The sequence below is a fragment of the Cupriavidus sp. 96C5-1 genome (assembly GCF_057798855.1).
The window spans coordinates 22201-44399 of the sequence record NZ_JBYOJU010000030.1; the positions used below are offsets into that span (position 1 = coordinate 22201).

The 22199-nt window shown below is 69.3% G+C and carries 22 protein-coding genes; 10 read left to right on the plus strand and 12 right to left on the minus strand.

Features of this window, described 5'->3' with window-relative positions:
• Window positions 1–10: 10 nt before the first annotated feature.
• Window positions 11–1369 carry an MBL fold metallo-hydrolase RNA specificity domain-containing protein gene (locus AC3FOF_RS27880; RefSeq protein WP_488728441.1) on the plus strand — a complete coding sequence of 453 codons (1359 nt, stop codon included), beginning with the start codon at window positions 11–13 and terminating at the stop codon, window positions 1367–1369.
• Between the two features lie 69 nt (window positions 1370–1438).
• Here the strand turns inward: AC3FOF_RS27880 and AC3FOF_RS27885 are convergent, their stop codons facing one another.
• Genes AC3FOF_RS27885 through AC3FOF_RS27895 form a run of 3 tightly spaced genes read right to left on the minus strand, consistent with a single transcriptional unit; the run spans window position 1439 to window position 4456 of the window.
• Window positions 1439–3226 carry a PHA/PHB synthase family protein gene (locus AC3FOF_RS27885; RefSeq protein ID WP_488728442.1) on the minus strand — a complete coding sequence of 596 codons (1788 nt, stop codon included), beginning with the start codon at window positions 3224–3226 and terminating at the stop codon, window positions 1439–1441.
• Window positions 3223–3969, minus strand: a complete 747-nt coding sequence (gene phbB, locus AC3FOF_RS27890; RefSeq protein ID WP_488728443.1) for an acetoacetyl-CoA reductase — start codon at window positions 3967–3969, stop codon at window positions 3223–3225. The genes AC3FOF_RS27885 and phbB overlap by 4 nt, the downstream gene beginning before the upstream one ends.
• Window positions 3959–4456: a phasin family protein gene (locus AC3FOF_RS27895; RefSeq protein WP_488728444.1), complete on the minus strand. Its 498-nt coding sequence runs from the start codon at window positions 4454–4456 to the stop codon at window positions 3959–3961. Before AC3FOF_RS27895 ends, phbB begins: the two co-directional genes overlap by 11 nt.
• Window positions 4457–4935: 479 nt before the next feature.
• Here AC3FOF_RS27895 and AC3FOF_RS27900 point away from each other — a divergent pair, with 479 nt between their 5' ends.
• Window positions 4936–6183, plus strand: a complete 1248-nt coding sequence (locus AC3FOF_RS27900; RefSeq protein ID WP_488728445.1) for an MgtC/SapB family protein — start codon at window positions 4936–4938, stop codon at window positions 6181–6183.
• Window positions 6184–6213: 30 nt separating this feature from the next.
• Here the strand turns inward: AC3FOF_RS27900 and AC3FOF_RS27905 are convergent, their stop codons facing one another.
• The 5 genes from AC3FOF_RS27905 to AC3FOF_RS27925 form a co-directional block, all read right to left on the minus strand.
• Window positions 6214–6417, minus strand: a complete 204-nt coding sequence (locus tag AC3FOF_RS27905; protein ID WP_488728446.1) for a YgaP family membrane protein — start codon at window positions 6415–6417, stop codon at window positions 6214–6216.
• A gap of 159 nt (window positions 6418–6576) precedes the next feature.
• On the minus strand, window positions 6577–7062 hold the full coding sequence (locus tag AC3FOF_RS27910) for a hypothetical protein (protein ID WP_276264760.1): 486 nt from the start codon (window positions 7060–7062) through the stop codon (window positions 6577–6579).
• A gap of 117 nt (window positions 7063–7179) precedes the next feature.
• Complete coding sequence (locus tag AC3FOF_RS27915) at window positions 7180–9462, minus strand: heavy metal translocating P-type ATPase (protein WP_488728447.1); 2283 nt, start codon at window positions 9460–9462, stop codon at window positions 7180–7182.
• Window positions 9463–9485: 23 nt separating this feature from the next.
• Window positions 9486–9818 carry an ElaB/YgaM/YqjD family protein gene (locus tag AC3FOF_RS27920; protein WP_017225048.1) on the minus strand — a complete coding sequence of 111 codons (333 nt, stop codon included), beginning with the start codon at window positions 9816–9818 and terminating at the stop codon, window positions 9486–9488.
• Window positions 9819–9971: 153 nt separating this feature from the next.
• Window positions 9972–10355 (minus strand): hypothetical protein, encoded by a 384-nt coding sequence (locus AC3FOF_RS27925; protein WP_276264758.1) that lies wholly within the window; start codon window positions 10353–10355, stop codon window positions 9972–9974.
• A gap of 122 nt (window positions 10356–10477) precedes the next feature.
• Between AC3FOF_RS27925 and AC3FOF_RS27930 the strand changes: the two genes are divergently transcribed.
• From AC3FOF_RS27930 to AC3FOF_RS27940, 3 genes are all read left to right on the plus strand, one after another.
• Complete coding sequence (locus AC3FOF_RS27930) at window positions 10478–11818, plus strand: phosphoribosyltransferase (RefSeq protein WP_488728448.1); 1341 nt, start codon at window positions 10478–10480, stop codon at window positions 11816–11818.
• A gap of 226 nt (window positions 11819–12044) precedes the next feature.
• Entirely contained in the window at window positions 12045–12884 is an 840-nt protein-coding gene (locus tag AC3FOF_RS27935; RefSeq protein WP_488728449.1) for a universal stress protein, read from the plus strand.
• A gap of 119 nt (window positions 12885–13003) precedes the next feature.
• Window positions 13004–13648, plus strand: a complete 645-nt coding sequence (locus AC3FOF_RS27940; protein WP_488728450.1) for a BON domain-containing protein — start codon at window positions 13004–13006, stop codon at window positions 13646–13648.
• A gap of 33 nt (window positions 13649–13681) precedes the next feature.
• Here the strand turns inward: AC3FOF_RS27940 and AC3FOF_RS27945 are convergent, their stop codons facing one another.
• Window positions 13682–14347, minus strand: a complete 666-nt coding sequence (locus AC3FOF_RS27945) for a DJ-1/PfpI family protein (RefSeq protein WP_488728451.1) — start codon at window positions 14345–14347, stop codon at window positions 13682–13684.
• Between the two features lie 146 nt (window positions 14348–14493).
• Here AC3FOF_RS27945 and AC3FOF_RS27950 point away from each other — a divergent pair, with 146 nt between their 5' ends.
• Window positions 14494–15471, plus strand: coding sequence for a GlxA family transcriptional regulator (locus AC3FOF_RS27950; protein WP_488728452.1), 978 nt, complete (start codon window positions 14494–14496; stop codon window positions 15469–15471).
• A gap of 36 nt (window positions 15472–15507) precedes the next feature.
• On the opposite strand, the gene AC3FOF_RS27955 is transcribed toward AC3FOF_RS27950, so the two are convergent.
• Window positions 15508–15750 carry a hypothetical protein gene (locus AC3FOF_RS27955; RefSeq protein WP_017231261.1) on the minus strand — a complete coding sequence of 81 codons (243 nt, stop codon included), beginning with the start codon at window positions 15748–15750 and terminating at the stop codon, window positions 15508–15510.
• 152 nt (window positions 15751–15902) lie between these two features.
• A complete protein-coding gene (locus AC3FOF_RS27960) occupies window positions 15903–18638 on the minus strand; it encodes a bifunctional acetate--CoA ligase family protein/GNAT family N-acetyltransferase (protein WP_488728453.1) in 2736 nt (911 codons plus the stop codon).
• Window positions 18639–18955: 317 nt separating this feature from the next.
• Here AC3FOF_RS27960 and AC3FOF_RS27965 point away from each other — a divergent pair, with 317 nt between their 5' ends.
• The 4 genes from AC3FOF_RS27965 to AC3FOF_RS27980 all read left to right on the plus strand — a co-directional run bounded on the left by AC3FOF_RS27965 (window position 18956) and on the right by AC3FOF_RS27980 (window position 21547).
• Window positions 18956–19336 (plus strand): TraR/DksA family transcriptional regulator, encoded by a 381-nt coding sequence (locus AC3FOF_RS27965; RefSeq protein WP_017228473.1) that lies wholly within the window; start codon window positions 18956–18958, stop codon window positions 19334–19336.
• 148 nt (window positions 19337–19484) lie between these two features.
• Window positions 19485–20117, plus strand: coding sequence for a SagB/ThcOx family dehydrogenase (locus AC3FOF_RS27970; RefSeq protein ID WP_035813850.1), 633 nt, complete (start codon window positions 19485–19487; stop codon window positions 20115–20117).
• Window positions 20118–20171: 54 nt separating this feature from the next.
• Window positions 20172–20864 carry a dienelactone hydrolase family protein gene (locus tag AC3FOF_RS27975; protein WP_488728490.1) on the plus strand — a complete coding sequence of 231 codons (693 nt, stop codon included), beginning with the start codon at window positions 20172–20174 and terminating at the stop codon, window positions 20862–20864.
• Window positions 20861–21547, plus strand: a complete 687-nt coding sequence (locus AC3FOF_RS27980; protein WP_488728454.1) for a phosphoribosyltransferase — start codon at window positions 20861–20863, stop codon at window positions 21545–21547. The genes AC3FOF_RS27975 and AC3FOF_RS27980 overlap by 4 nt, the downstream gene beginning before the upstream one ends.
• Before the next feature lie 33 nt (window positions 21548–21580).
• Here the strand turns inward: AC3FOF_RS27980 and AC3FOF_RS27985 are convergent, their stop codons facing one another.
• Entirely contained in the window at window positions 21581–21865 is a 285-nt protein-coding gene (locus AC3FOF_RS27985; protein ID WP_017224876.1) for a DUF1488 family protein, read from the minus strand.
• Between the last annotated feature and the right edge of the window lie 334 nt (window positions 21866–22199).

Below are 22199 nucleotides of genomic sequence, written 5' to 3' on the forward strand. Positions count from 1 at the left end.
GAGCGCGGCCATGGAACTGCAATTTCTCGGCGCCACGGATACCGTCACGGGTTCCAGGTATGTGCTGGATACCGGCCGCAGCCGCGTGATGGTGGATTGCGGGCTGTTCCAGGGCTACAAGACGATGCGCCTGCGCAACTGGGATCGCCTGCCGATCGATCCAGCCGGGCTGGACGCGGTAGTGCTGACGCATGCGCATATCGATCACAGCGGCTACCTGCCGCTGCTGGTGCGCAATGGATTTCGCGGGCGGGTGTTCTGCACCATGGGCACCGCACAGCTGTGCAATATCCTGTTGCTGGACAGCGCGCACCTGGCGGAGGAGGACGCGCACTATGCCAACCGCAAGGGCTTCTCGCGCCACCAGCCGGCGCTGCCGCTCTACGACGGCGCGGATGCCGTGCGCGCACTGCGCCGGCTCGACCCGTTTCACTACGATACCCGCGTGGCGGTGACCCCGGACGTGGAGGCGGAGTTTCATCGCGCGGGGCATATCATCGGCTCGGCCATCGTCACGCTGCACGTGCAGGGCAAGCGCATCGTGTTCTCCGGCGATCTGGGGCGGCAGCAGGACATCGTCATGCGCGCGCCGGAAATCATCCGCGAGGCCGATCACCTGCTGGTGGAGTCCACCTATGGCGACCGCGCCCACCCCGCGGACGATCCGCTCGACACGCTGGGCGAAGTCGTCAGCCGCACCATCGGCCGCGGCGGCAGCGTGGTGATTCCGGCTTTCGCGGTCGGGCGCACCCAGTCGCTGCTGTACTGCCTCCACAAGCTGCGCCAGCAGAACCGCATTCCCCATGTGCCGGTCTATCTCAACAGCCCGATGGCCATCGATGCCACCACGGTTTTCGCGCTGCACCCGGATGAACTGCGGATCGACCGCGCCGACTGCACGGCGGCCTGCAATCTGGCCATCGTGGTGCAGAGCATGCAGCAGTCCATCTGGCTGAACCGCGACCGCACGCCCAAGATCATTCTGGCCGGCAGCGGCATGGCCACCGGCGGGCGCGTGGTGCATCACCTGGAGAGCTATGGGCAGGACGCGCGCAATACCATCCTCCTCTGCGGCTTCCAGGCCGCCGGCACGCGCGGCGCGGCGCTGGCGGCGGGCATGCGCGAGCTGCGCATCCATGGCCGGCAGGTGGTCATCCAGGCCGCGGTGGCGCAGATCGGGAGCCTGTCCGCGCATGCCGATGCCGACGAAGTGATGACCTGGCTGGGCGGCTTCGGCGCGCCGCCGCGGCAGACCTTCGTGGTGCACGGCGAGCCCGCGGCAAGCGATGCCCTGCGCCAGCGCATCGGGCGCGATCTGCACTGGCCGGTCACGATGCCGGAGTACCTTCGTTCGTATCCGCTGGACTAGCAAGGCCAGGCGCACATCCGGTGCGCCGGCGGTCACCGCCTGCGCACCCCGGTGACCACCCGCGGGGCACTAGCGCTCCAGCACATAGCTGCCCGGCGCGTCGGCGAGCGCGCCGGGCGCCGCGTCGCGCGCGGGGACCCGGCCCGTGGAGTGCGATGCCAGCCAGTCGTGCCAGCAGGGCCACCAGGATCCGTCGTGCCGCTGCGCGTTCGCGAGGTAGCGTTCCGGGCTGACATAGGTTGCCTGCGCCGCGCGCGTCGCCACCCGGTAGCGCCGGCCCGGGCGCGACGGCTCGGAGACGATGCCGGCATTGTGTCCGCCGGAGGTCAGCAGGAACGTCAGCGGCGCCGGCGTCAGCAGGTGCAGTTTGTAGACCGAGCGCCAGGGCGAGACGTGGTCATGCTCCGTGCCTACCGCGAAGATCGGCATGCCGATGTCCGACAGGGCGACGGGGCGGCCATCCACGCAATAGCGCCCCTCCGCCAGGTCGTTGTCGAGGAACAGCTTGTGCAGGCACTCCGAGTGCATGCGGAAGGGCAGGCGGGTGAGGTCGCGGTTCCATGACTCCAGGTCGTTGGGGCGCAGCCGCTTGCCGAGCAGGTACTCGCTCATCATGCGGGACCAGACCAGGTCGCGCGAGTGCAGCATCTGGAAGGCGGCGGCCATCTGCGGGCCATCCAGGTAGCCCTGCCGTCGCATCATGGCGTCCAGCGCCGACAACGCGCTGCTGTCGATGAACAGGCCGAGTTCTCCCGGCTCGGAGAAGTCGGTCTCGCTGGCGAATACGGTCAGGCTCTGCAATGGCGCACCGCTGCCGTCGCGGCTGAGCGCTGCCGCGCAGATCGACAGCAGCGTGCCGCCCAGGCAATACCCGGCGGCGTGGATGCGCGTATCGGGGCAGCGCTCCTGCACCGCGTGCAACGCGGCCAGCACACCGAGGCGCAGGTAATCGGCGAGTCCCAGGTCGCGCGCTTCGGCGCCCGGGTTCTTCCACGAGATCATGAAGACCGTGTGGCCCTGTTCGACCAGGTAGCGCACCATCGAGTCGTGCGGCTGCAGGTCCAGGATGTAGTACTTCATGATCCAGGATGGCACGATCAGCACCGGCTCTCGCCACACCTCGGCGCCGGCCGGCGCGTACTGGATCAGTTCGATCAGCGCATTGCGGAACACCACCTTGCCCGGCGTGGCCGCAACGTCCTGTCCGACCTTGAAGGCGGGCGGCCGGCGCAGCTTCGGCTCGCGCGTCAGGTCGGCCACCACGTTCTGCATATCGTGTTGCCAGTGGCAGGCGCCATCGAGCAGATTGGCGCCGCCGCTGGCGGCGGTGGCCTGCAGCACCACGGGATTGAGCCACCAGGCATTGCCTGGCGAAAAGGTATCAAGCACCTGCCGCGCGCAGAAAGAGACCAGCCGCTCATGGTGCGGGGATACGCCGGGCAGGCCGCGCGTGAGCGCTTCCCATAACGCTTCGTTGTTGTGGAAGGCGTCGCGCCAGCAGCGGTAGGGCCACTGCAGCCAGGCGGGGTCGGCGAAGCGCAGGTCGGCTGGCGGCGCCGGTACGCCGGGCGTCGGCTGCGCCGCCGCCGGACCGGGCCACATGCCGGCGCTCGCCGCAATCGCACCGCTTACCCATTGCCCGAGGGCGGTGTCCACCTTGCCGGGGGAGACGGCCAGGTGCAATGCCCAGTCCAGCCCGGCCAGCCAGAGCGAGGCGATCGACATGCCCTGGGTGACGCCGGCCAGCGTGGAGCGGACCTGCTCGTCCAGCTGGTCCGGTGCGGCCCCGGCGGGGCCGCAGCCATATTCCGCCTCGGGCGCGGCGGCGAGTTCCTTGCCTGGTGTCGGAGCGTTCATTGCATGTGCTGCCCGCCATTGATGGCGATATTGGCGCCGGTGACGAAGGCCGCGTCATCGGAGCACAGGAAGGTGATCAGCGCGGCGACTTCGTCCGGCCGCCCCAGCCTGCCGACCGGGATCTGCGGCAGGATCCTGGTCTGGAGGATGTCGGCGGGGATGTCTGTGACCATGTGCGTGGCGAGATACCCGGGCGACACGGTGTTCACCGTGATTCCCTTGGTGGCCAGCTCCAGCGCAAGCGCTTTGCTGAAGCCGTGGATGCCCGCCTTGGCGGCCGAGTAGTTGGCCTGCCCGAAGGCGCCCTTGGAGCCGTTGACCGAGGAAACATTGATGATGCGCCCCCAGCCGCGGCTGACCATGCCCTCGCACAGCGGCCTGGTCATGTTGAAGACGGAGTCCAGGTCCGTCCTGAGCACCACGTCCCAGTCGGCCTTGGTCATCCGCCTGAAGGTCACGTCGTGCGTGATGCCGGCGTTGTTGACCAGGATATCGATCTGGCCCATGGCGGCCAGCACCTGCGCGGCGCATTGCTGGCAGGCGTCGAAATCGGCCACGTCCACCGCGAACGCGTGGAACTCCCGGCCATCTGCCAGCTGGCGCTGGAGCCAGGCCTGCACATGGTCATTGCCGATCGAGTGGGTGACGGCCACCCGATGGCCGGCGTCATGCAGGCGGATTGCGATGGCCTCGCCCAGGCCGCCCATGCCGCCGGTCACCAGCGCGGTTCGCCTAGCTGGCATGGACTGCCCTCTTGCGCGTCGTGGCCGCCGTGCTGTCGTCGGCGGCGTTGCCCGCCGGCGTCCACGCCGCGGCCTGCCTGAATTTCTCGAAGATATCCTGCATGGGCGCCGACAGGGGCGACGCATTCCCCGCCTGTTGCAGGGTCGCGGCCTGGCACCGCTGCCAGGATTCGCCGGTTTCCCGCATCTGCTCGACCATGGCGCTCTGGTTGTGGATGGCGAGACTCATCCAGGCTTGCATGGTCTCGGCGCATTGCTCGGCCGCGTTGCGCAGGAAGGCGGCGGGCAGCGTGGCCAGCGCGGCGAAGTCGCTCGCCTTGGCGAGTTGCGCGCTCGCTTCGTGCGACGTCTTGATGTCCTTGCGTATCGCGTCGAGCTGGACTTCAAGAAAGCGCTGCCGGCTCTCCTGCAGGAGGGTCAGTGCCCGCAGGCCCGCCTCGTAATTGAAGGTCAGGAAGTCGAGCGGGACGTTGGTCTGGTCTGCCATGGTGAGTCTCCTTGGTTTGCGCGCGCATCGTGATGTGTGCTGCAACGCTGCGCGGGAGGGCGGGCAAGGGCCGGCGGTGCGCGTAGCGGCACCGGAGCCGTCCTGGGTTTGCCGCCGTGGAACAGGGTGGGCGCCATGCATGCGATGCCATGCACGCGTTTGGCCCGTCAGATGATTCTAGGGCGGTGGCGCTCGCGCTTGTTGATCCGCATCAAGCTTAGGGGCTGGCGCGCGCACGGGCGCCTGGCGTGGCATCGCTGGGGTGCCAACGGCCAGTGGCGGCGAGCATCAAGCTTGCGACGCATCAAGCATGTCGCGCAGGCATGGTCCAGACTGTAGGCAAGCACGCCGGCATTGCGCCTGCCCCTTTTCACTCTGTTCGTGCTTGCCTGTCCTGTCTTTCTTGTTTTCTTGTTTTCTTGTTTTCTTGTTTTCTTGTTTTCTTGTTTTCTTGTTCGCTGTTGCTTCGGGAAGCCGGCATGAATCAAACGGTGGTTGTCTTTTGCGTCGCTTTGGGGATCGGCCTGGGGTTCGGGCTGGAGCGGGAGCGCAGCCAGGCAGCGGAGGGCGGCGAGGCCTCCGCCGGCCTGCGCACGTTTGCCATTGCCAGCGTGAGCGGCGCGCTGGGTGCGTTCCTGCCTGAAGCCGGATTGCTGCCGGCGGTACTGCTGGCGGTGGCCGTACTCGCCGCCGTCGGGTACCGCCACACCGCGGACAGGGATCCGGGGCTGACCACCGAAATCGCGCTGCTGTGCGCGGTGCTGCTCGGCGCGCTCGCCGTCTCGCAGCCCACGCTTGCCGCGGGCATCGCCACGGTGCTGGTGATCCTGCTGCATGGCAAGGCAACCCTGCACCGGCTGGTGCGCGATGCGCTGACGCGGCAGGAAGTGAGCGATGCCCTGATGCTCGCTGCCGCCACCCTGGTGATCTGGCCCTTGCTGCCGGACCGGTACATGGGGCCGCTCGATGCATGGAATCCGCGCACGCTCTGGCTGGTGGCGGTGCTGGTGATGCTGATGGGTGCGGCCGGGCATGTCGCCACGCGCCTGTTCGGGGAAAAGGCGGGGCTGCCGCTGACCGGCTTGTTCGGCGGCTTTGTCTCCAGCGTGGCGACCATCGGCTCGATGGCGGCGATGGTGCGCAAGGCGCCTGGCACCCATGATGCGGCGGTGGCGGCCGCCTTGCTCTCCAGCGTGGCCACCTTTGCGCAGATGCTGCTGTTGCTTGCCGCAACCAGCGCGGCCGCGTTCCGGGTGCTGGCGCTGCCGCTCGCGGCCGGACTGGCCGCAATGCTGCTTTACGCGGGCGTCTGGCTCTGGCGGGCGGCCCGCCAGCCGGCCGCGCGAGACCGCGCGCAGCTGGCCGGCCCGTCCATTGACTGGCGGGTGGCCGCGGGCTTCGTGCTGCTGATGGCGCTGCTGCTGCTCGCCAACGCCGCAAGCCGCGCATGGTTCGGGCCCGGGCTGCTGCTTGGCGTGGCGGTGGCCGGCGGGTTTGCCGATGCGCACGCCGCGACGGTATCGGTCGCCGCTCAGGTGGCGGCGGGACGCCTGTCCGCCGAGGCCGCGGTCTGGCCCGTGCTGGCGGCATTCTCCGCCAACACCCTGACCAAGATCGTGGTGGCAGCGGCAGGCGGGCGTACTTTTGCCTGGCGCGTCGGCAGCGGGCTGTTACTGGCCGCCGCCGCGACCTGGAGCGCCGCCCTGGCGCTCCTTGCCTGGCGCTGATGGCAGCGCCGTGCCAGGCTCAGGACTGCGCTAGCCGGCCTTGCCGCCCGAGGCCGGGCATGTCCTGATGCCGAGCACGCTGTAGAGAGGGCAGATGCGGACAAGCCCGGTCAGGATGGGAATCACGCCGATCCATCCCCACACGCCGATGGTGCCGGTGACGGCAAGTCCGATCAGGGTCAGGCCGACGACAATCCTGAGGGTCCGGTCAATGGTTCCGATATTGGCTCGCACGGCGTACTCCCTTTTTTCATCGATAAGGTGGCTGCGCGTCGCGTCGCTGGCCCGTTCCCGCCGGGTAACCGAACGATCGATCTCGCGGTTCGACTATAGCCCGATGGTTGTCCGCAGCCTTGATCCATGGCAAAGGCATCGCGGGCGCCGATGGCGGGGCTACCGCTGCGAACGCGTGCACTGGCTGGCGCAGTAGAGCCAGGAGCGCTCGGCCTCATTCACCGCGAGGCGGAAGGCCAGGGCCACGGGCTTGCTTCCCGCGGTGAATGGCCTGGCCTGCGTGCTGCCCTGGTAAGTGACATAGGCGCGGTAGGTGCCGGGATGCAGCTTCAGGTAGAGCAGCGGGCCCTCGGTGACGAGGGAGAGCCGTTTCTTGCCCTGGGTGTCCACCACCACCACGGCCACATCGGACATCGACTCGCCCGTGCGGGCGTCGACAAAGCGCATATGCACGTTGAAACGGGAGGCCATGGCGCGCAGTTGTCCGGCCTCGTCGCTGCCGATGCCGCCGGAGATATAGGCGATGCCGTCGTGATCCCGGACCTGGGGCGGGTTGGCCCCATAGGGCGCCGCCAGCAGCGTGGAGGTGCACAGGCAGGCCAGCATCCCGGCCCATCGGGCTCGCAAAGGGCGATGACGGTACATGGTCTGACTCCTGAAGGCGTGAGGCGCGGCCGCATTGCCTGCGCCGGTACAGCACTTGCTTCGCAGGCAATGCCGCCGCGCTGAGATTGACGCCGGCCCCCCGCTTTGCCGCCGCCGTCAGGCGTCTCCCAGCGCATGATAGAGCTCGTCTTCCTGTGCGAAATGCAAGCGCAGGATCGCGTTGAGTTCGTACAGCAAGCGGCGCACCTCCGGTGTGCTTTCCTGGTCCAGCCCCTCGGCCGGCTGGTCGGCGGCGATGCGTTCCAGCATGCATATCAGGCGGAATATCTCGCGGTGCCCGCCGGACAGCGCGGCCATCGGATCGCTGCCGCCCAGCAACCGGGCCAGCTCCGGATACAGGCTGGCATCGTCGCGAAGCTCGTGCGCGAGCAATTGCTCGCGCAGCGCCTGGTTCAGCTGCGCGAGTCTGGCGCAAGCGATCTCCCTGGGCAGGCTTGCTACGCTGTCCGCCAGCCATCTCACCTGGTCGAGCACCTGCTCCAGGTCGTCGTGCTCGGACTGCAGCCTGCGTGCCTGGGCCTGCGGGATGCTGGCAGGCCGCCCCTCCGGCCCCGCCCTGAGCGCCCGCAGTGCGTTCAGGATGACTGCCACGTCGATCAGTTCCTGCAGCACGGCGCCGGCGAGCGGCGGCAGATAGCCAAAGGCCGCTGCCATCATGGCGATCAGCGACAGCGCCATGCCTGCCACCACACTCTGCAGCGCGATGCGGTGCGTGCGCCGGGCGATCCCGATGGCCTCGGCCAGCCGGTCCAGGCGATCGACCAGCAGGACCACGTCCGCGGCTTCGGCCGACGCGGCGGCACCCGCCGCGCCCATCGCCACGCCAACGTCGGCGGCGGCCAGCGCGGGCGCGTCGTTGACGCCATCCCCGACCATCACGACGGTGCCGTGGCGCTGCGCCTCGCGGATGGCTGCGAGTTTCTGCGCGGGCGTCTGACGGGCCAGCACTTCCGTGACGCCGAGCATGGCACCGGTCATCTGCGCAACGTCGTCGCGGTCGCCGGTGAGCATCGCCATGTGCTGGATCCCGGCCTGCCTCAGCATCCTGATGGCCCGTGGCGTTTCAAGCCGGATCCGGTCTGCCAGCTGTACCGCCCCCAGCGTGACACCATCGACGCCGAGGAACACGGCGGAGGCACCCTCGTGGCTCAGCCGCCGCAGCAACGCCGCGAGCCACGGCGCGGCGGCGCTCGCTGGCGAGGCGTGGGCAAGCGAGCCTATCCTGACCGCGCGCCCATCGACCATTCCGCCCAGGCCGGCGCCGGGTGTTTCGTGGACTTCGCGCGGCAATGCCAGTGCCAGACCGCGCTCGCGCGCGGCGGCCACCAGCGCGCGCGAGCTCACATGCACCGACGCCTGGGCCAGCGAGGCAGCCAGGCGGAGCACGGTGTCGGGGGCGTATCCCGGGGCCGCTTCGATAGCGGCCAGGCGCGCCTGGCCGGCGGTCAGGGTGCCCGTCTTGTCGAAGAACAGGATGCGGCTTTGCGCCAGCTTCTCGAGCGCGGCCCCGCTCTTGACCAGGATGCCCCGGCGGGCACTGCGCGACATGCCGCAGACGATCGCCACCGGCACCGCCAGGATCAGCGGGCAGGGCGTGGCGACCACCAGTACCGCCAGCGCGCGGTGTGCGTCGCCGGTCATCAGCCAGGCAGCGCCCGCCACGGCCAGCGCCAGCGGCACCAGCAGCAAGGCGTAACGGTCTGCCATGCGGGTCCACGGGCTGCGGCTTTGTTGCGCTGCCGCCACGAGGCGGACGATGCCCGAGTAGGTGCTATCCGCCGCCGTGGCGCCGGCGAGCATCTCGAACGGCGCCCCCGCGTTCACCGTGCCGCTGCGCAGTGGCTCGCCTGGCTCGCGGTGCTGCGGCATGGCTTCGCCGGTCAGCGTGGATTCGTCGAGTTCGGCGGCCTGTATCAGCGAGCCATCGACAGGGACCACCTCGCCCGTACGCACCAGCAGCCGGTCGCCGGCAAGCACACGGTCCAGCGGCACGGTCCGCCACGCGCCGTCCTCATGCCGGCTGGCTTCGCGCGGGGCGTGCCGCAGCAGCGCGCGCATCTCGTTCGAGGCGCGCGCTTGCGCGTAACTCTCCAGCGCCCGCCCGCTGGCCAGCATCAAGGCGATGACCGCCGAGGCAAAGTGCTCGCCCAGCAGCCAGGCGAAGCCGATGGCGAGCAGCGCCAGCACATCGACCCCGGCCTGGCGGCGCCAGACCGCCAGGAGGCTGCTGGCGGTCAGCGTCAGCAGGATCGGCAATACGCCGGCCAGCCATGCGAGTCGGGCGAGCGCGGCGGATCCGGACCAGTACAGCAGCGAGCCCGCGATCAGCGTGAGCGCGGAAACCGCCAGAAGCCCCAGGTCGATGTTGCGGCCTGACAAGGACTCCGGGACTGCCGCCACGGCTAGCCGCGGCGCCCGAGCGCCAGCATGGACAGCGCGCCGCAGGCAGCACCGATGGCAACGCCCGCGCCAAGCACGCGCCATGGGTGCGCATGGGCGTACTCGTCGCCGGCCTGGGCCAGATCCCGGAACTGCGCGCGGCCTTGCGCCTGCAATTCCTGCAGGCGCGATTGCAGTGTGCCCAGCCGTGCCTTGAACTGCTCGCGTGTCTGGGCGGTCTGATCGCCGGCCTCGGCGGCTGCATCGCGCAGGAAGGCCTGCACATCGGCCAGCAAGACGTTGATATCGTGCGTCAGGGCGGCGCGGTGGACGGAAAAATCGCGGACGTCGTTCATGGGGTTCTCCTGGCGGTTGCATGCGAAGCCGATGCGGCGGGACGGAGGCTGTCCGGTGCGGCATGGCGGGTGGTGCGTGACGCGTGGTGCGGTTGGCGGATCGTCTCCCACCACCCACTATAGACAGGGTGCGCGCATGCCGGTTGACCCGTATCAAGGCCGGGCCGGATGGCGCAAGCCGTACATATCGCCGCTGGCGGGCCAGCCGCGGGCAGGAACCAGGCAAAGCGTCATGGTCCCCGGCATTCGCCGGGTGGTGGACGGGATGCAGGAGACGGGCAGGCGCAGGCGCCATGATGGCGCGGGGAGCACATTGCCGAGGCTGGCGCCCGTGCGCCGATGCTTGAACAGCCTGGCGAAGGCCTCGCGGCCCGCCATCGGCACCACCCGCCGGCTGCCGGGGCCGGTCATGGGCGGCGCTTGCGTGCGGGTTCTCGTGTTGCGCGGCTGTCCGCTGCGGCACATTTCCATCGATGGAAGCCGGCGCGCGCTGCCGGCCTCGTGGCCGGTGAACGTCCCGGCGAACGTCCTTGACATAGCGCAAGCAATGGCGCCGACAACGGCATAAGCTGGGCGCAAGCCGGGCCGGTGCTGCCCGGAAGCCGGCCGCGGCGCGTTGCGGCGAGGCGCGCCGCCGCGCCAGGGATGGGAGCAAGCCGATGAACACACCACTTGCCCGCTTCGAGAGCCGGGAGGATGCCGCGGCACAACTCGCCGGGGCGCTGCATGCCTACCGCGGGCAAAGCCCGCTGGTGCTTGCCATTCCGAACGGCGGCGTCCCGCTCGGGCGCGAACTCGCGGATGCGCTGGCGGGCGACCTGGATGTGGCGCTGGTCAGCCGGCTTGCCCTCCCCGGCAATGCCGCGGCAACGATCGGCGCCATCACCGAGCATGGCTGGACCTATCTCCTCGATGGCCCGGCGGGCGGCCAGCCCGATCCCGCCGACGTGGCGAAGGAACAGGTGGCAAAGCTGGACCGGCTGCGGCAGCAATGCGCGATCTACACATCGCATCGCCCGCGCCCCGATCCGCGCGGCCGCATCGTGATCCTGGCCGACGATGGCCTCGCGACCGGCGCCACCATGATGGCAGCGATCCACATGGTGCGCAGGCAGCATCCGGCGCGCGTGGTGTGTGCCGTTCCGGCAGGCCTGGCGGACGGCCTGGCGGCTGTCAGGCCCTACGCGGACGAAATCGTGTGTTTGCGGGTGGCCGGGCCGGGCCCCGATATCAGCCATCTCTACCATTGCTTTCCCGAGGTGGGGGATGCCGAGGTCCGCATGCTCCTGCGGCACGATGCGGCAACCGGCGCCGAGGGCGGCAGGGCGCTGGCGGATGCCATGCCGGTGGACATCGACTGCGGCGGGGCGGTGCTGCACGGCGTACTCGATGCACCGGCCAACCCGGCTGGCCTGGTGCTGATGGTGCAGGCCAACGGCCACGGCGAGCACACGGTGCGCAACCAGTATGTGGCGAGGAAGCTGAATGCCAGCCGGCTCGCTACGCTGCTGGTGGACCTGATCGCGCCACGCGAGCCGATGCGCAAGGACAAGCGCCAGGATGTCGCGCTGCTGACGGGGCGGCTGCGCAAAGTGATGCAGGCGGTGCCCGGCCTCGTGCTGGCGCGGCTGCGCCTGCCTGCCGTGCCGCTGGCCTGCTTCGGCACCGGCACTGCCGCCGCCGCCGCACTGCGGGTGGCCGGGGAGGCGGGCAATCGACTGCGCTCGCTCGTGCTCGCGGCGGGACGGCCGGATCTGGCCGGCGCGGAAAGCCTGCGCAATGTGGCCATACCCACCCTGCTTGTGATCGGCGCAGGCGATCCCGAGGGGATCCGGGTGAACGACCTGGCATTCGCGGCATTGCATTGCCCCAGGCAACTGCGGCTGGTGGCGGGGGCGGGCCGGGTCTTCGAGGAGCCCGCCGCGATAGAGGATCTGGTTGCGCTGGCCAATGGCTGGCTGTTGCAATCGATAGCCGGCGCCGAGCCTGGCGCCGCATAGCCGGCGCGCACGATCCGCCGTCGTTACCGTTCCGGCGCCCGGCCGGCGCAAGCCACGGTGCAAGCGCAACCGGGCCGGCCTTCGCCCGCCACGCGACACAGGGCTTGCGCTGGATCAAGCCGTCCGCCTCCATCCGGCCGATACTGAGGTGGACCCGAGTGCTCCGGCATGGCCCTCGCCCTTGCCGCCACCAACTACCTGCCCGCCCGGTTTGTGGAGTTTCATCATGTCCTACGCCACCATCATGGTACTGCTCGATCCCAGCCGCAGGTCCCATCATCGGCTGGAGGTCGCCGCGCAGCTGGCAGCCACGCACCATGCCGCGCTGATCGGCATGATTGCCAGCCAGCGCCCGGATCCGGCCTGGGTTTACCGGCTGCCCGACGGCGTGCGCTATCTGGCTGACATTCGCGCCAGGCACCAGCAAGACTGCGAGGTGGTGCGCCGCGCCTTCGACCGCGCGACCGAAGCGTTGCCGATCGCGGCGAAATGGCATGCTTTCGACGGGCATCCCCTGGCTATCGGCCAGCGCGAGGCACGCCTGGCGGACTTGCTGGTAGTCGGGCAGGACGATCCGGCGGACCCGGCCGCCTTCGTGGCGCAGGACTTTGTCGAGTCGATCGTGCTGGGCAGCGGCCGGCCTGTGCTGGCGATTCCCCGTGTCGGACGGTTCGCGGCCATAGGCAGCCGCGTGCTGGTGTGCTGGGACGGCGGCCGCGAGGCCGCGCGCGCGATCCTCGATGCGCTGCCGTTGCTGCGCAAGGCCCGGGCAGTGACCCTGGCTTGCTGCGCCGCGGCAGGCAACTCCGACGACGAATGGAGCGCACCGCCCGAGTACGCCGTGAGCTGGCTGGCGGCGCATGGCGTGAGCGCCGATGTGCAGCACCTTGCGCCCGCCGCGCGGGCCGATATCGGCGAGCGGCTGCTGTCGGCGGCGGCGGATGTGCAAGCCGATCTCATCGTGGCCGGCGCCTACGGACACAGCCGCTTCCGCGAACTGGTGCTGGGCGGCGTGACCAGAACGCTGCTGGACTGCATGACCGTTCCTGTGCTGTTCTCGCATTGACGGTGCCGGCCGCCGCGCTTGACGCGTGTCAACGGCCGGTACCCGTGGCGCCTAAGCTGAGAGAGCGGCTGCGCCGGGGTGTGTCTGGCGCCGGTATCGTCAAGGCAAGGAGAGGACAGATGAAGACCGATCTGCAGATCAGGCAGGACGTAAGCGACGAACTCGACTGGGATCCTGCGATAGACGCCGCCTCGGTCGGCGTGGAAGTCAGTCACGGGGTGGTGACCCTGAGCGGCCACCTGCGCTCCTACGCCGAAAAACTGGCGGCGGAACGTGCCGCCGAACGCGTGGCGGGCGTCAAGGCGGTGGTGGTGGAGCTCGATGTGCGGCTGCCCGGCGTGCATGACGACGAAGCCATCGCCGAAGCCGCCCGCGCAGCGCTGCAATGGCATGCGAGCCTGCCTTCGACGGGTATCAGGGTGCGGGTCGAGAAAGGCTGGATTTCGCTGGCAGGCGAGGTGGAATGGTCCTACCAGCGCGAACTGGCCGAGCGCTCCGTCAGCCATCTGCGCGGCGTGGCCGGCGTGCTCAACGAGATCACGATCAAGCCGCGCATCGCGCCGCCGGACGTGGCCAGGCGGATCGACGCGGCGTTGCAGCGCCATGCGGAACGCGAGGCGCGCCATATCCGTGTCGAGATACTGGGCAGCGTCGTGACGCTGGAAGGACGGGTGGATTCGCCGCAGGAGCGGCAAGCGGCCATCGGCGCCGCGTATTCGGCTCCGGGCGTGACCAAGGTCATCGACAAGCTCGCGCTGTCCTGAGCCCGCGGCCCCGAGCTGCGGCGGGCCGCGCGGTCACGCCGGTGCGCCGCCCAGCCGGGCTGCGGCATCGTCCAGGCGCTGCCTGACGCGAGCGGTTGTCCCGGCGCCCGCCAGCTCAGGGCGCCCACATCGGAAAGGCGGCTCCGGCGCGTACTCCAGTAGCAGTTCGATCTCCCTGGCCTGCGCCGCGCCGCGTATCAGCGCGACGACCTGCAATGCGAAATCGATGCCGGCGGTCACGCCGCCGCCGCTGATACGGTTCCTGTCGCGCACGATCCTGGCGGGATCGGGAACGGCGCCGAACTTCGGCAGGTACTCTCGATAGTTCCAATGGCATGCCGCGCGGTAGCCATCCAGCAAGCCTGCCGCCCCCAGCAGCAACGATCCCGAACACACGCTGGTCACCCAGCTGGCCTGGCTGCCCTGCTGGCGAAGCCATGCAAGGACCTCCGGGTCCCGCATCAGCGCCTGCGTGCCCGGCCCGCCTGGCACGCAGAGAATATCCAGGGCCGGGCATTGTTGAAACGTGTCGGACGGCATCAGGCGCAGGGCGCTGTCACTGGGGACGGGCGCCGTGTCCTTCCATACGAAATGGAGCTGCGCGCCGCTCATCTGGGAGAACACCTGCGCCGGCCCGGTGAGGTCGAGCTGCGTGAGGTACGGGTACAGCAGAAAGCCGATCCTGATGGGTTTTTCCATGGTCATGGCCGAGCGTGTCAGTGTCAGTGTCAGTGTCGGGGCAGCCGGTGCGCTGCGATATGCCAAGTATCTTGACGTGAGCAGCTGGCGGCAATGACAATCTTTTGTCAAATCCTGCCAAGTCACCATGCCATCAGGTACCGCTCATGACTACAAGCAAGCGTAACCCCCGGGGCATGCGCACCATTGCACTCGTGGCGTTTCCCGGCGTTCAACTGCTGGACATTGCCGGTCCCGCCGATGTGTTCGCGATGGCCAACGTCTACAGCGTGGAGCCTTTCTTTCGCGTGCGTCTGGTGTCCAGCGCCGGCGGCACGCTGGCGACCTCGAGCGGCATGGTGCTGCAGACCGAGGGGCTCGACGCAGTGGCGCCGGATTCGGTCGATACCCTGATCATCGCCGGCGGCGAGCGCAACGGGCTCGGCGAGGCCATCCGCGACGAACGGCTGGCGGCGTGGACCCGCAGCGCATGCAAGCTGGCGCGCCGCTATGGATCGGTCTGTACGGGCGCATTCGCGCTCGCGCACTGGGGGCTGCTGGACGGGCATCGTGCCACTACGCATTGGGAGGGCACGTCACTGCTGCGGCGCCATTTCAGCGGTATCGAGGTGGAACCAGACGCGCTCTATGTGCAGGACGGAAAGGTATGGACCTCGGGCGGCGTCACCTCCGGCATCGATATGAGCCTTGCCCTTGTCGAGCAGGATCTCGGCCGGTGGATCGCCATGCGCGTGGCCAAGCAATTGATCCTTGCCGCGCGGCGCCTGGGCAACCAGTCGCAGTTTTCCGCGACCCTGGAAGCGCAGGCCGGGCAGTACGCCGCACTGGTGGACTGGATGCGGGCTCACCTCGGGGAGCCGATCGGCGTGGAGCGGATGGCGGAGAAGGCAGGGGAATCCCCCCGCAGCTTTCATCGCCACTTCGTCAAGGTGACCGGATTGACGCCGCATGCCTTCCTGGAGGCTTTGCGCCTGCAAGCCGCCAAGACGCGGCTGGAAGCCGGGGAACCGCTCAAGAGCGTGGCGCAGGCCAGCGGCTTCCGTTCCGAGGCGCATCTGGCAAAGATCTTCCGGCGCAGGTATGCGCTCACGCCGTCGCAGTATCGCGCCCTCTATGGCGAGTAGCCTGCGGTCTGCGTCGGCTTCATTTCGCCGGCCGGACTAGGCCAGTGACACCACGACCGTCTTGCTGATGCCGTGCTCGCGGACATCGATGGATGTCTCGTAGGCCATGCCCTTGTCCGTCGCCGCCAGGATTTCCCGCACATCGAGGCCGATGCCTGCGAGCGAACCCAGCGCGGATTCCGGCAGGAGCGTGTTGGCCACGCGCAGGACCGAGGTGGGAACGCTGAACGATGTCTCGTGCTTGCCGTCGACGAATTTCTCGACTTTCACTTTGGCCATGTTTCCTTTCCGTGCGATCGAATCGAATTGAATTGAATTGAATGCGTGGCAACGACGCGAATCTTCCTGATTCCAACTCTACGGTTTCGCCGCTCCGATCGGGAGACCCCCGTTCGTGGGGTACCCCGCGCCTGGCTGCTCGCGGACATGATTCATATTGCCACGGGCCGCGAGCCGTTACGCGGAGTCGCGTCGCCGGCATCCGGCTGCGCCAGCACCAGGCTCAGTTCAACGCCATCGCTGGCGGGCTGCCCGTTGCGTACCACATGGATGCCGCTGGTGCTGGCCAGCCTGAGCATCGCCGTATTGGTTGCCAGCGTGGTGCCTACCAGTTCCCGCGTGCCGCGCGCGCGGCAGTAGGCCACCAGCTTGTTCATCAAGAGGCCGCCGATGCCGCGGTGCTTGCAGTCGGAGCGCACGGCCACGGCGAACTCGGCGCGCAGGTTGTCGGGGTCGGTGACGGCCCGTGCTTCTCCCAGGATGGCCGGCTGGCCGCCATCCGCCGCGCCGATTGCGACGAATGCCATTTCGCGCGCGTAGTCGATCTGCGTCATGCGCGCGAGCTGGCTGTGGGCCGGCTGGCGGATCATGCAGAAGAAGCGCATATGGATATCCTCCGGCGTCATGGCGGCAAAGAATGCCTCGTATGCCGGCTCGTCTTCCGGATGCACCGGGCGCAGCAGCAGCGGTGCGCCGCGCCATGTCACCGTCTCCTCCAGTTCCTTGGGATAGGGACGTATCGCCAGGCGGGCGGCGCCTGGCTGCGCGGCCGGGGCCACGCCGATGCGTGCGTCGAGCGCGAGCACGCCGGCGCTGTCGGCCAGCAGCGGATTGATGTCCAGTTCGACGATCTCCGGCAGGTCGCACAGCAGTTGCGACAGCTGCATCAGCGTCTGGTACAGCGCGTCATGGTCGATCGCGGGCCGGTCGCGGTAGCCGGCCAGCAGTCCGGCAATGCGGGTGCGGCCGACCAGCTCCTTCGCCAGGTTGACGTTCAGCGGCGGCAGGGCGATGGCGCGGTCGCCGATGCGCTCGGCGGCCGTACCGCCCTGGCCGAACAGCACCACCGGCCCGAATACCGGGTCGGCGGTGGCGCCGAGGATCAGTTCGAACGCACCCGGCCGGATGATCATGCGCTGCACCGTGAAGCCGTCCAGCCGGGCATCCGGCCGCTCGGCGCGGATGCGGGCCTGCATGCGTTCCAGGGCCTGCCGCAACTGGGCGGCCGACTGCAGGTCCAGCGCAACGCCGCCGACATCCGACTTGTGCGTGATGTCCCGCGACATGATCTTCGCGGCCACCGGAAAGCCGATGGCCTCGGCGGCGGCGACGGCGGCATCGAGATCGCCGGCGGCGCGGGTCTCCACCACCGGGATGCCATAGGCTCCCAGCACCGTCCTGGCCTCGGGCTCGGTCAACATGGCGCGGCCGGCGGCCAGCGCCGCGCGGACGCACTGGCGTGCCCGTTCGCTGTCCGGCTCGGGGCCGGCCGCGACCGAGGGCGGCGTTTCCATCAGGAGCTCCTGGTTGCGGCCGTAGGCCACCGCCTGGAGAAAGCCGCGCACCGCCTGTTCCGGCGTGTCATAGGTAGGCAGGCCGGCATTGCGGCAGATCTGGCGGGCGCGCGACACGGCGTCTCCGCCCATCCAGCACGTGAAGACGGGCCGGGACGCCGCCGCCGGCGCGCCGGTGAGCGCCATGGCGATCTCGCTGCCGGGCACCATCGCCGTGGGCGCATGGATAAGCAGGATGGCGTCGCTGCCCGGGTCGGCCCCGAGTATCTTCAGGGTGTCGAGGTAGCGCTCGACGGGCGCGTCGCCGACGATATCGACGGGGTTGCCGTGCGACCGCGTGGGCGGCAGCGCCGCGTCCAGCTGCGCCACGGTGCCGGCGCCGGGCGCGGCCAGCCGGCCGCCGCCCAGGATCAGGGCGTCGGTGGCCATCACACCCGCGCCGCCACCGTTGCTCATGATCGCCAGGCGCTCGCCGGCAAGCGGCCGCGCGCGCGCCAGCGTTTCCGCCGCGTCGAACATTTCCTCGGTCGAGTGCACGCGCAGCATGCCGGCGCGGCGTATCGCGGCGTCGTAGATATCGTCGGCACCGGCCAGCGCGCCGGTATGCGAGGTGGTGGCCTTGGCGCCTTCCGGAACGCGGCCGGCCTTGATGATCAGCACCGGCTTGTTGCGCGCCGCCGCGCGCGCGGCGGACATGAACTTGCGGCCGGACCCGACCGCTTCCACATAGAGCAGGATGGATTGCGTGCCCGGGTCGCTGCCGAGGTAGTCGAGCACGTCCGCCAGGTCGATGTCGGCGCTGTCTCCCAGCGAGACGAAGTGCGAGAAACCAATCTGGCGCGATCTCGCCCAGTCAAGCACCGCCGTGGTCAGCGCGCCGGACTGCGAGACGAAGGCGAGCTTGCCGGGCAGGGCGGACGCATGCGCAAAGCTGGCATTCAGCCCCAGCCCCGGCACCATCAGCCCCACGCAGTTGGGGCCGAGGATGCGCAGCCGATACGGCCTGGCCGCGCCGAGCATCGCCTCCTGCCGCGTTTGCCGGCGGGCGCCGGACGCGTGCGCCAGTCCGGCGGTGAGGACCACCGCCGCCCGCGTGCCGCGCTCGCCGAGTTCGGCGATCAGGCCCGGCACGGTAGCGGGCGGGGTACAGATCACGGCCAGTTCGGGCACCTCGGGCAGCGCGGCGACGCAGCGGTAGCAGGGCCGGCCATCCAGCGCGCGGTATTTCGGGTTCACCGCATACACCGGGCTGCCAAAGCCGCCGGCGTGCAGGTTGGCGAACACGGTCGCGCCGACGCTGTGCGGGCGTTCGGACGCGCCGATCACCGCGACCGAACGCGGATGAAACAGATGCTCTAGGTTGTGGATGCTCATCGTGGTCGGGGCGGTTGCCGGGCAGGCCTCAGCATACGCGCTGGTTCAGGCCCGGGCTTGCGCCAGATCATGCTTGGGCAGTGCGCCTGGCGTCGCGTCATGGACGGCGGCGGGCATGCCGTCCCTGCCGCATCGCGGCGCTCGGGTGTTTCCGGGCTCACTCGCCGCGCAGCGGCGGCAGGTGCGCAACCCGCGCGGCCTGGCGTTGGTCTGAGTATTAACCAGGCGACGCGGCAACGCTTGATCCAGCGCAAACCGATCGCCCGGCGTCATCGCAGAATGGAATGGACGCGCATCGATGCGCGCAGGAGACCACGATGCCGGAATTGACCCAAGCGCAACGCAACAGCCTGGCCATTCTGCTGGATAGCCGGGAGGAACGGATCCGCGCCCAGATGGACGCGGCGAACGTTGCCCGCACCGTATCCGCGGGGCCCGAAGCGAGCGACATGGCGGATCTCGCCGAGCAGGGTGCCGAGGAGCGCATGGACGACGCCGTGGTGGATCACTACCGCGCGGAACTGGGCGATATCGCCGCCGCGCGGATCCGGCTGGCCAGGCAAACCTACGGCGTCTGCCTGGACTGCGGGGAGCCGATTCCGTATCCGCGCCTGCAGGCCTATCCGGCGGCCAAGCGCTGTACGCCGTGCCAGCGCCGGCACGAACACATGCATGCCGGGCCGGACGGCCGGCGCTGAACATGGCGCGGCCGGCTGTCTTTTCGCTGCCCGGGGTGTGCCGCATGCACGCCATCGCGGCAAGCTGGAGATCGGCTGGCCGAGCGCGGAGGATATGCTGCGCGTGCATCGGCACAGGGCCGGAGCGCGGCAATGCCTGGAGACCAGCATGACACATTCCATCGTGACACCCGATGCGGTTCCGGAGTACGTCGCGCTGCCTGCGCCGCAGATGGAAGGCGGCATGCCGCTGATGCAGGCCCTGCGCCTGCGGCGATCCACCCGCGGCTTTGCCGCGACGCCGCTGGCGCCGGCGATGCTCTCCGACCTGTTGTGGGCGGGGTACGGCATCAGCGATGCCAAAGCCGGCCACCGTACCGCGCCATCGGCGCGCAACTGGCAAGAGGTCGATTTGTACCTGGCGCTCGCCGACGGCCTCTATGCGCTGGAGCCGGCCGCGTGGCGCCTGCGCCTGGTGAGCGGCGAGGACGTGCGCGCGGCCACCGGGCTGCAGGACTACGTGGCGCAGGCGCCTCTGGACCTGGTATTCGTGGCGCGCCTGTCGAGGATGGATGAGCAGGCCAGCCTGGTGCGCCAGTTCTACATGGCGCTGGACACCGGCTACATCAGCCAGAACGTGTATCTGTTCTGCGCTTCCGCCGGCCTGGCTACGGTGGCGCGCGGCCTGCTGGACAGGCGGGCCATGGCCGCCGCATTGCGGCTCGATCCGGACCAGCGCGTGGTGCTGGCGCAAAGCGTGGGCTTTGCCGCCGCGGACCAGGGTCCGGATCACCGCGCATGATGGCCAGCGGGCATCCATGAGCGCGTCACGGCTTCACTGAATGGCGAGGACATGATGAACCTATCCATGCGACAGGAAATCGGCATCGAACTTGGCGGGGTGGTGTTGCCTGGCGATCTGGTCTGTCCGCCGCGCGCCGCCGGGCTGGTGCTGTTCGCGCACGGCAGCGGCAGTTCGCGGCTCAGCCCGCGCAATCGCTACGTGGCCGGACATCTCAACCATGCCGGCATCGCAACGCTGCTGATCGATCTGCTGCTGCCGGAGGAGGACGTCGGGCTGGCGCAGCGTTTCAACATCGGCCTGCTGGCCCAGCGCTTGCAGGCCATTACCGACGCTGTTTGCGGCATGGCGCAGCCTGGTCAGCTGCGCCTGGGGTACTTCGGCGCGAGCACCGGCGCCGCGGCCGCCATCCGGGCGGCGACCATGGGCGGCGCCAGGTATCGCATCGATGCCGTGGTGTCGCGCGGCGGCCGGCCGGATCTGGCCGGCCATGACGCCCTCACGGCATTGTCCGCGCCGACCTTGCTGATCGTCGGCGGTGCGGACACCGAGGTGCTGCACCTGAACCAGCGCGCGTATGGATGGATGTCCTGCGAGAAGCACTTCGAGGTCGTTGCCGGTGCCACGCACCTGTTCGAGGAGCCGGGCGCGCTGGAAGTGGTGGCGCGGCTGGCGGCCGGATGGTTCGCCACGCGGCTGGCCGGGCCGCGGCAGGATGCGCCAACCGGCGCACAGGAGACATCATGATGTTCCAGGACAGGGCGGACGCCGCCGCGCGGCTGGCCGATGCGCTTTCGACGTACCACGGCTCGCATCCCATGGTGCTGGCCATTCCGCGCGGGGCCGTACCGATGGGCAGGATCGTGGCCGACCGGCTCGGCGGTGAACTCGACGTCGTGCTGGTCAGGAAACTGGGCGCGCCATGGCACGCCGAACTGGCGGTGGGCGCGGTCGACGAGAGCGGCTGGATCTATGTCACGCCGTTTGCCGAGGCGGTCGGCGCCAGTCCGGCGTATATCGAGCAGGAGCGCAATGGGCAACTGGCGCTCCTGCGCCAGCGCCGGGCGCTCTATACGCCCCGGCGCAGCGCGTATCCGCTCGGCGGCCGTACGGTCATCGTGCTGGACGACGGCCTTGCCACCGGCGCCACCATGATTGCCGCGCTGCACGCGGCGCGGCAGCAGCAGCCCGCCCGGCTGATATGCGCGGTGCCGGTGGCGGCACCGGACTCCCTTGCCTTGGTGCGGGGCCATGCGGACGAGGTGGTCTGCCTGTACGCGCCCGCCAGTTTTCGCGCGGTCGGCGAACACTACCAGGCGTTTGCGCAGGTCGACGATAGCGAGGTGGTGGCCTGCCTGGCCGGCGATGCGGCGGCCGGGCATCCCAAGCCCGCGCGTCCGCTGCGCCGGCAGCGTGGCGGCACGGCGTAGCGGGTCAGGCACCCGGCACGCGCCCGGCAGCGCTCACAGCGCGAAGCGGAAGTGCCCGCTATGCAGCACGATATTGTGCGACGCCGTGATCTCGAACAATTGCCGGGCCACGCCTTCGATATCCTCGCGATGCCCCTCGAAGGCCTGAAGCAGGTCTTCCGCCCGGTGCGAGCGGGCGCCGAAGTGGTCTTCCAGCGCCTCGGCGGTGATCGCGTAACTGGCCGGTGTGCCGTTCACGGTCACTGCGCATTCGAGCGAGAGATCGGCCGTGCAATAGGACGGGCTGCCTTTGGGAAAGACGATCTGTTTCGTGGTCATGGAGAAACCTCCTGGGGCGAGAGACAGGATAGCCAGGGCAGCAGCCGGCCCGCATGCGTGCCGCACCAACTACCTGCCAGTCTAGCCAGTACGGTTGCAGCCGCAAGCCCAAACAGGCGCGTTCCTGATGGCGGTCAAGCCAGCGCAAGGGACGGCGGATTCCCTTCCCGCTGCGCTGCCCAGCGCGGCCGCTTCGGAGCGGGATCGCGTTGGACGGATGGCGAGGACAAGGATGCCCGCAGTCGCCCCGCGCGAGGGCGGTTATCCTATGCACCGGGGAGGCCCGGGGTTCAGAAGCCGGATGCCGTGTCGTTAACCGGATTGCCGCCACTGT

What these genes read in the sequence shown, in the direction of transcription:
- AC3FOF_RS27925 (WP_276264758.1), bottom strand. Translation starts at nt 10,355, where the DNA reads ATGTCAAGGACGTTCGCCGGGACGTTCACCGGCCACGAGGCCGGCAGC.
- AC3FOF_RS27920 (WP_017225048.1), bottom strand. Translation starts at nt 9,818, where the DNA reads ATGAACGACGTCCGCGATTTTTCCGTCCACCGCGCCGCCCTGACGCAC.
- AC3FOF_RS27940 (WP_488728450.1), top strand. Translation starts at nt 13,004, where the DNA reads ATGAAGACCGATCTGCAGATCAGGCAGGACGTAAGCGACGAACTCGAC.
- AC3FOF_RS27880 (WP_488728441.1), top strand. Translation starts at nt 11, where the DNA reads ATGGAACTGCAATTTCTCGGCGCCACGGATACCGTCACGGGTTCCAGG.
- AC3FOF_RS27945 (WP_488728451.1), bottom strand. Translation starts at nt 14,347, where the DNA reads ATGGAAAAACCCATCAGGATCGGCTTTCTGCTGTACCCGTACCTCACG.
- AC3FOF_RS27975 (WP_488728490.1), top strand. Translation starts at nt 20,172, where the DNA reads ATGAACCTATCCATGCGACAGGAAATCGGCATCGAACTTGGCGGGGTG.
- AC3FOF_RS27885 (WP_488728442.1), bottom strand. Translation starts at nt 3,226, where the DNA reads ATGAACGCTCCGACACCAGGCAAGGAACTCGCCGCCGCGCCCGAGGCG.
- AC3FOF_RS27895 (WP_488728444.1), bottom strand. Translation starts at nt 4,456, where the DNA reads ATGGCAGACCAGACCAACGTCCCGCTCGACTTCCTGACCTTCAATTAC.
- AC3FOF_RS27965 (WP_017228473.1), top strand. Translation starts at nt 18,956, where the DNA reads ATGCCGGAATTGACCCAAGCGCAACGCAACAGCCTGGCCATTCTGCTG.
- AC3FOF_RS27900 (WP_488728445.1), top strand. Translation starts at nt 4,936, where the DNA reads ATGAATCAAACGGTGGTTGTCTTTTGCGTCGCTTTGGGGATCGGCCTG.
- AC3FOF_RS27910 (WP_276264760.1), bottom strand. Translation starts at nt 7,062, where the DNA reads ATGTACCGTCATCGCCCTTTGCGAGCCCGATGGGCCGGGATGCTGGCC.
- AC3FOF_RS27955 (WP_017231261.1), bottom strand. Translation starts at nt 15,750, where the DNA reads ATGGCCAAAGTGAAAGTCGAGAAATTCGTCGACGGCAAGCACGAGACA.
- AC3FOF_RS27950 (WP_488728452.1), top strand. Translation starts at nt 14,494, where the DNA reads ATGACTACAAGCAAGCGTAACCCCCGGGGCATGCGCACCATTGCACTC.
- AC3FOF_RS27985 (WP_017224876.1), bottom strand. Translation starts at nt 21,865, where the DNA reads ATGACCACGAAACAGATCGTCTTTCCCAAAGGCAGCCCGTCCTATTGC.
- AC3FOF_RS27960 (WP_488728453.1), bottom strand. Translation starts at nt 18,638, where the DNA reads ATGAGCATCCACAACCTAGAGCATCTGTTTCATCCGCGTTCGGTCGCG.
- AC3FOF_RS27970 (WP_035813850.1), top strand. Translation starts at nt 19,485, where the DNA reads ATGACACATTCCATCGTGACACCCGATGCGGTTCCGGAGTACGTCGCG.
- AC3FOF_RS27935 (WP_488728449.1), top strand. Translation starts at nt 12,045, where the DNA reads ATGTCCTACGCCACCATCATGGTACTGCTCGATCCCAGCCGCAGGTCC.
- phbB (WP_488728443.1), bottom strand. Translation starts at nt 3,969, where the DNA reads ATGCCAGCTAGGCGAACCGCGCTGGTGACCGGCGGCATGGGCGGCCTG.
- AC3FOF_RS27980 (WP_488728454.1), top strand. Translation starts at nt 20,861, where the DNA reads ATGATGTTCCAGGACAGGGCGGACGCCGCCGCGCGGCTGGCCGATGCG.
- AC3FOF_RS27930 (WP_488728448.1), top strand. Translation starts at nt 10,478, where the DNA reads ATGAACACACCACTTGCCCGCTTCGAGAGCCGGGAGGATGCCGCGGCA.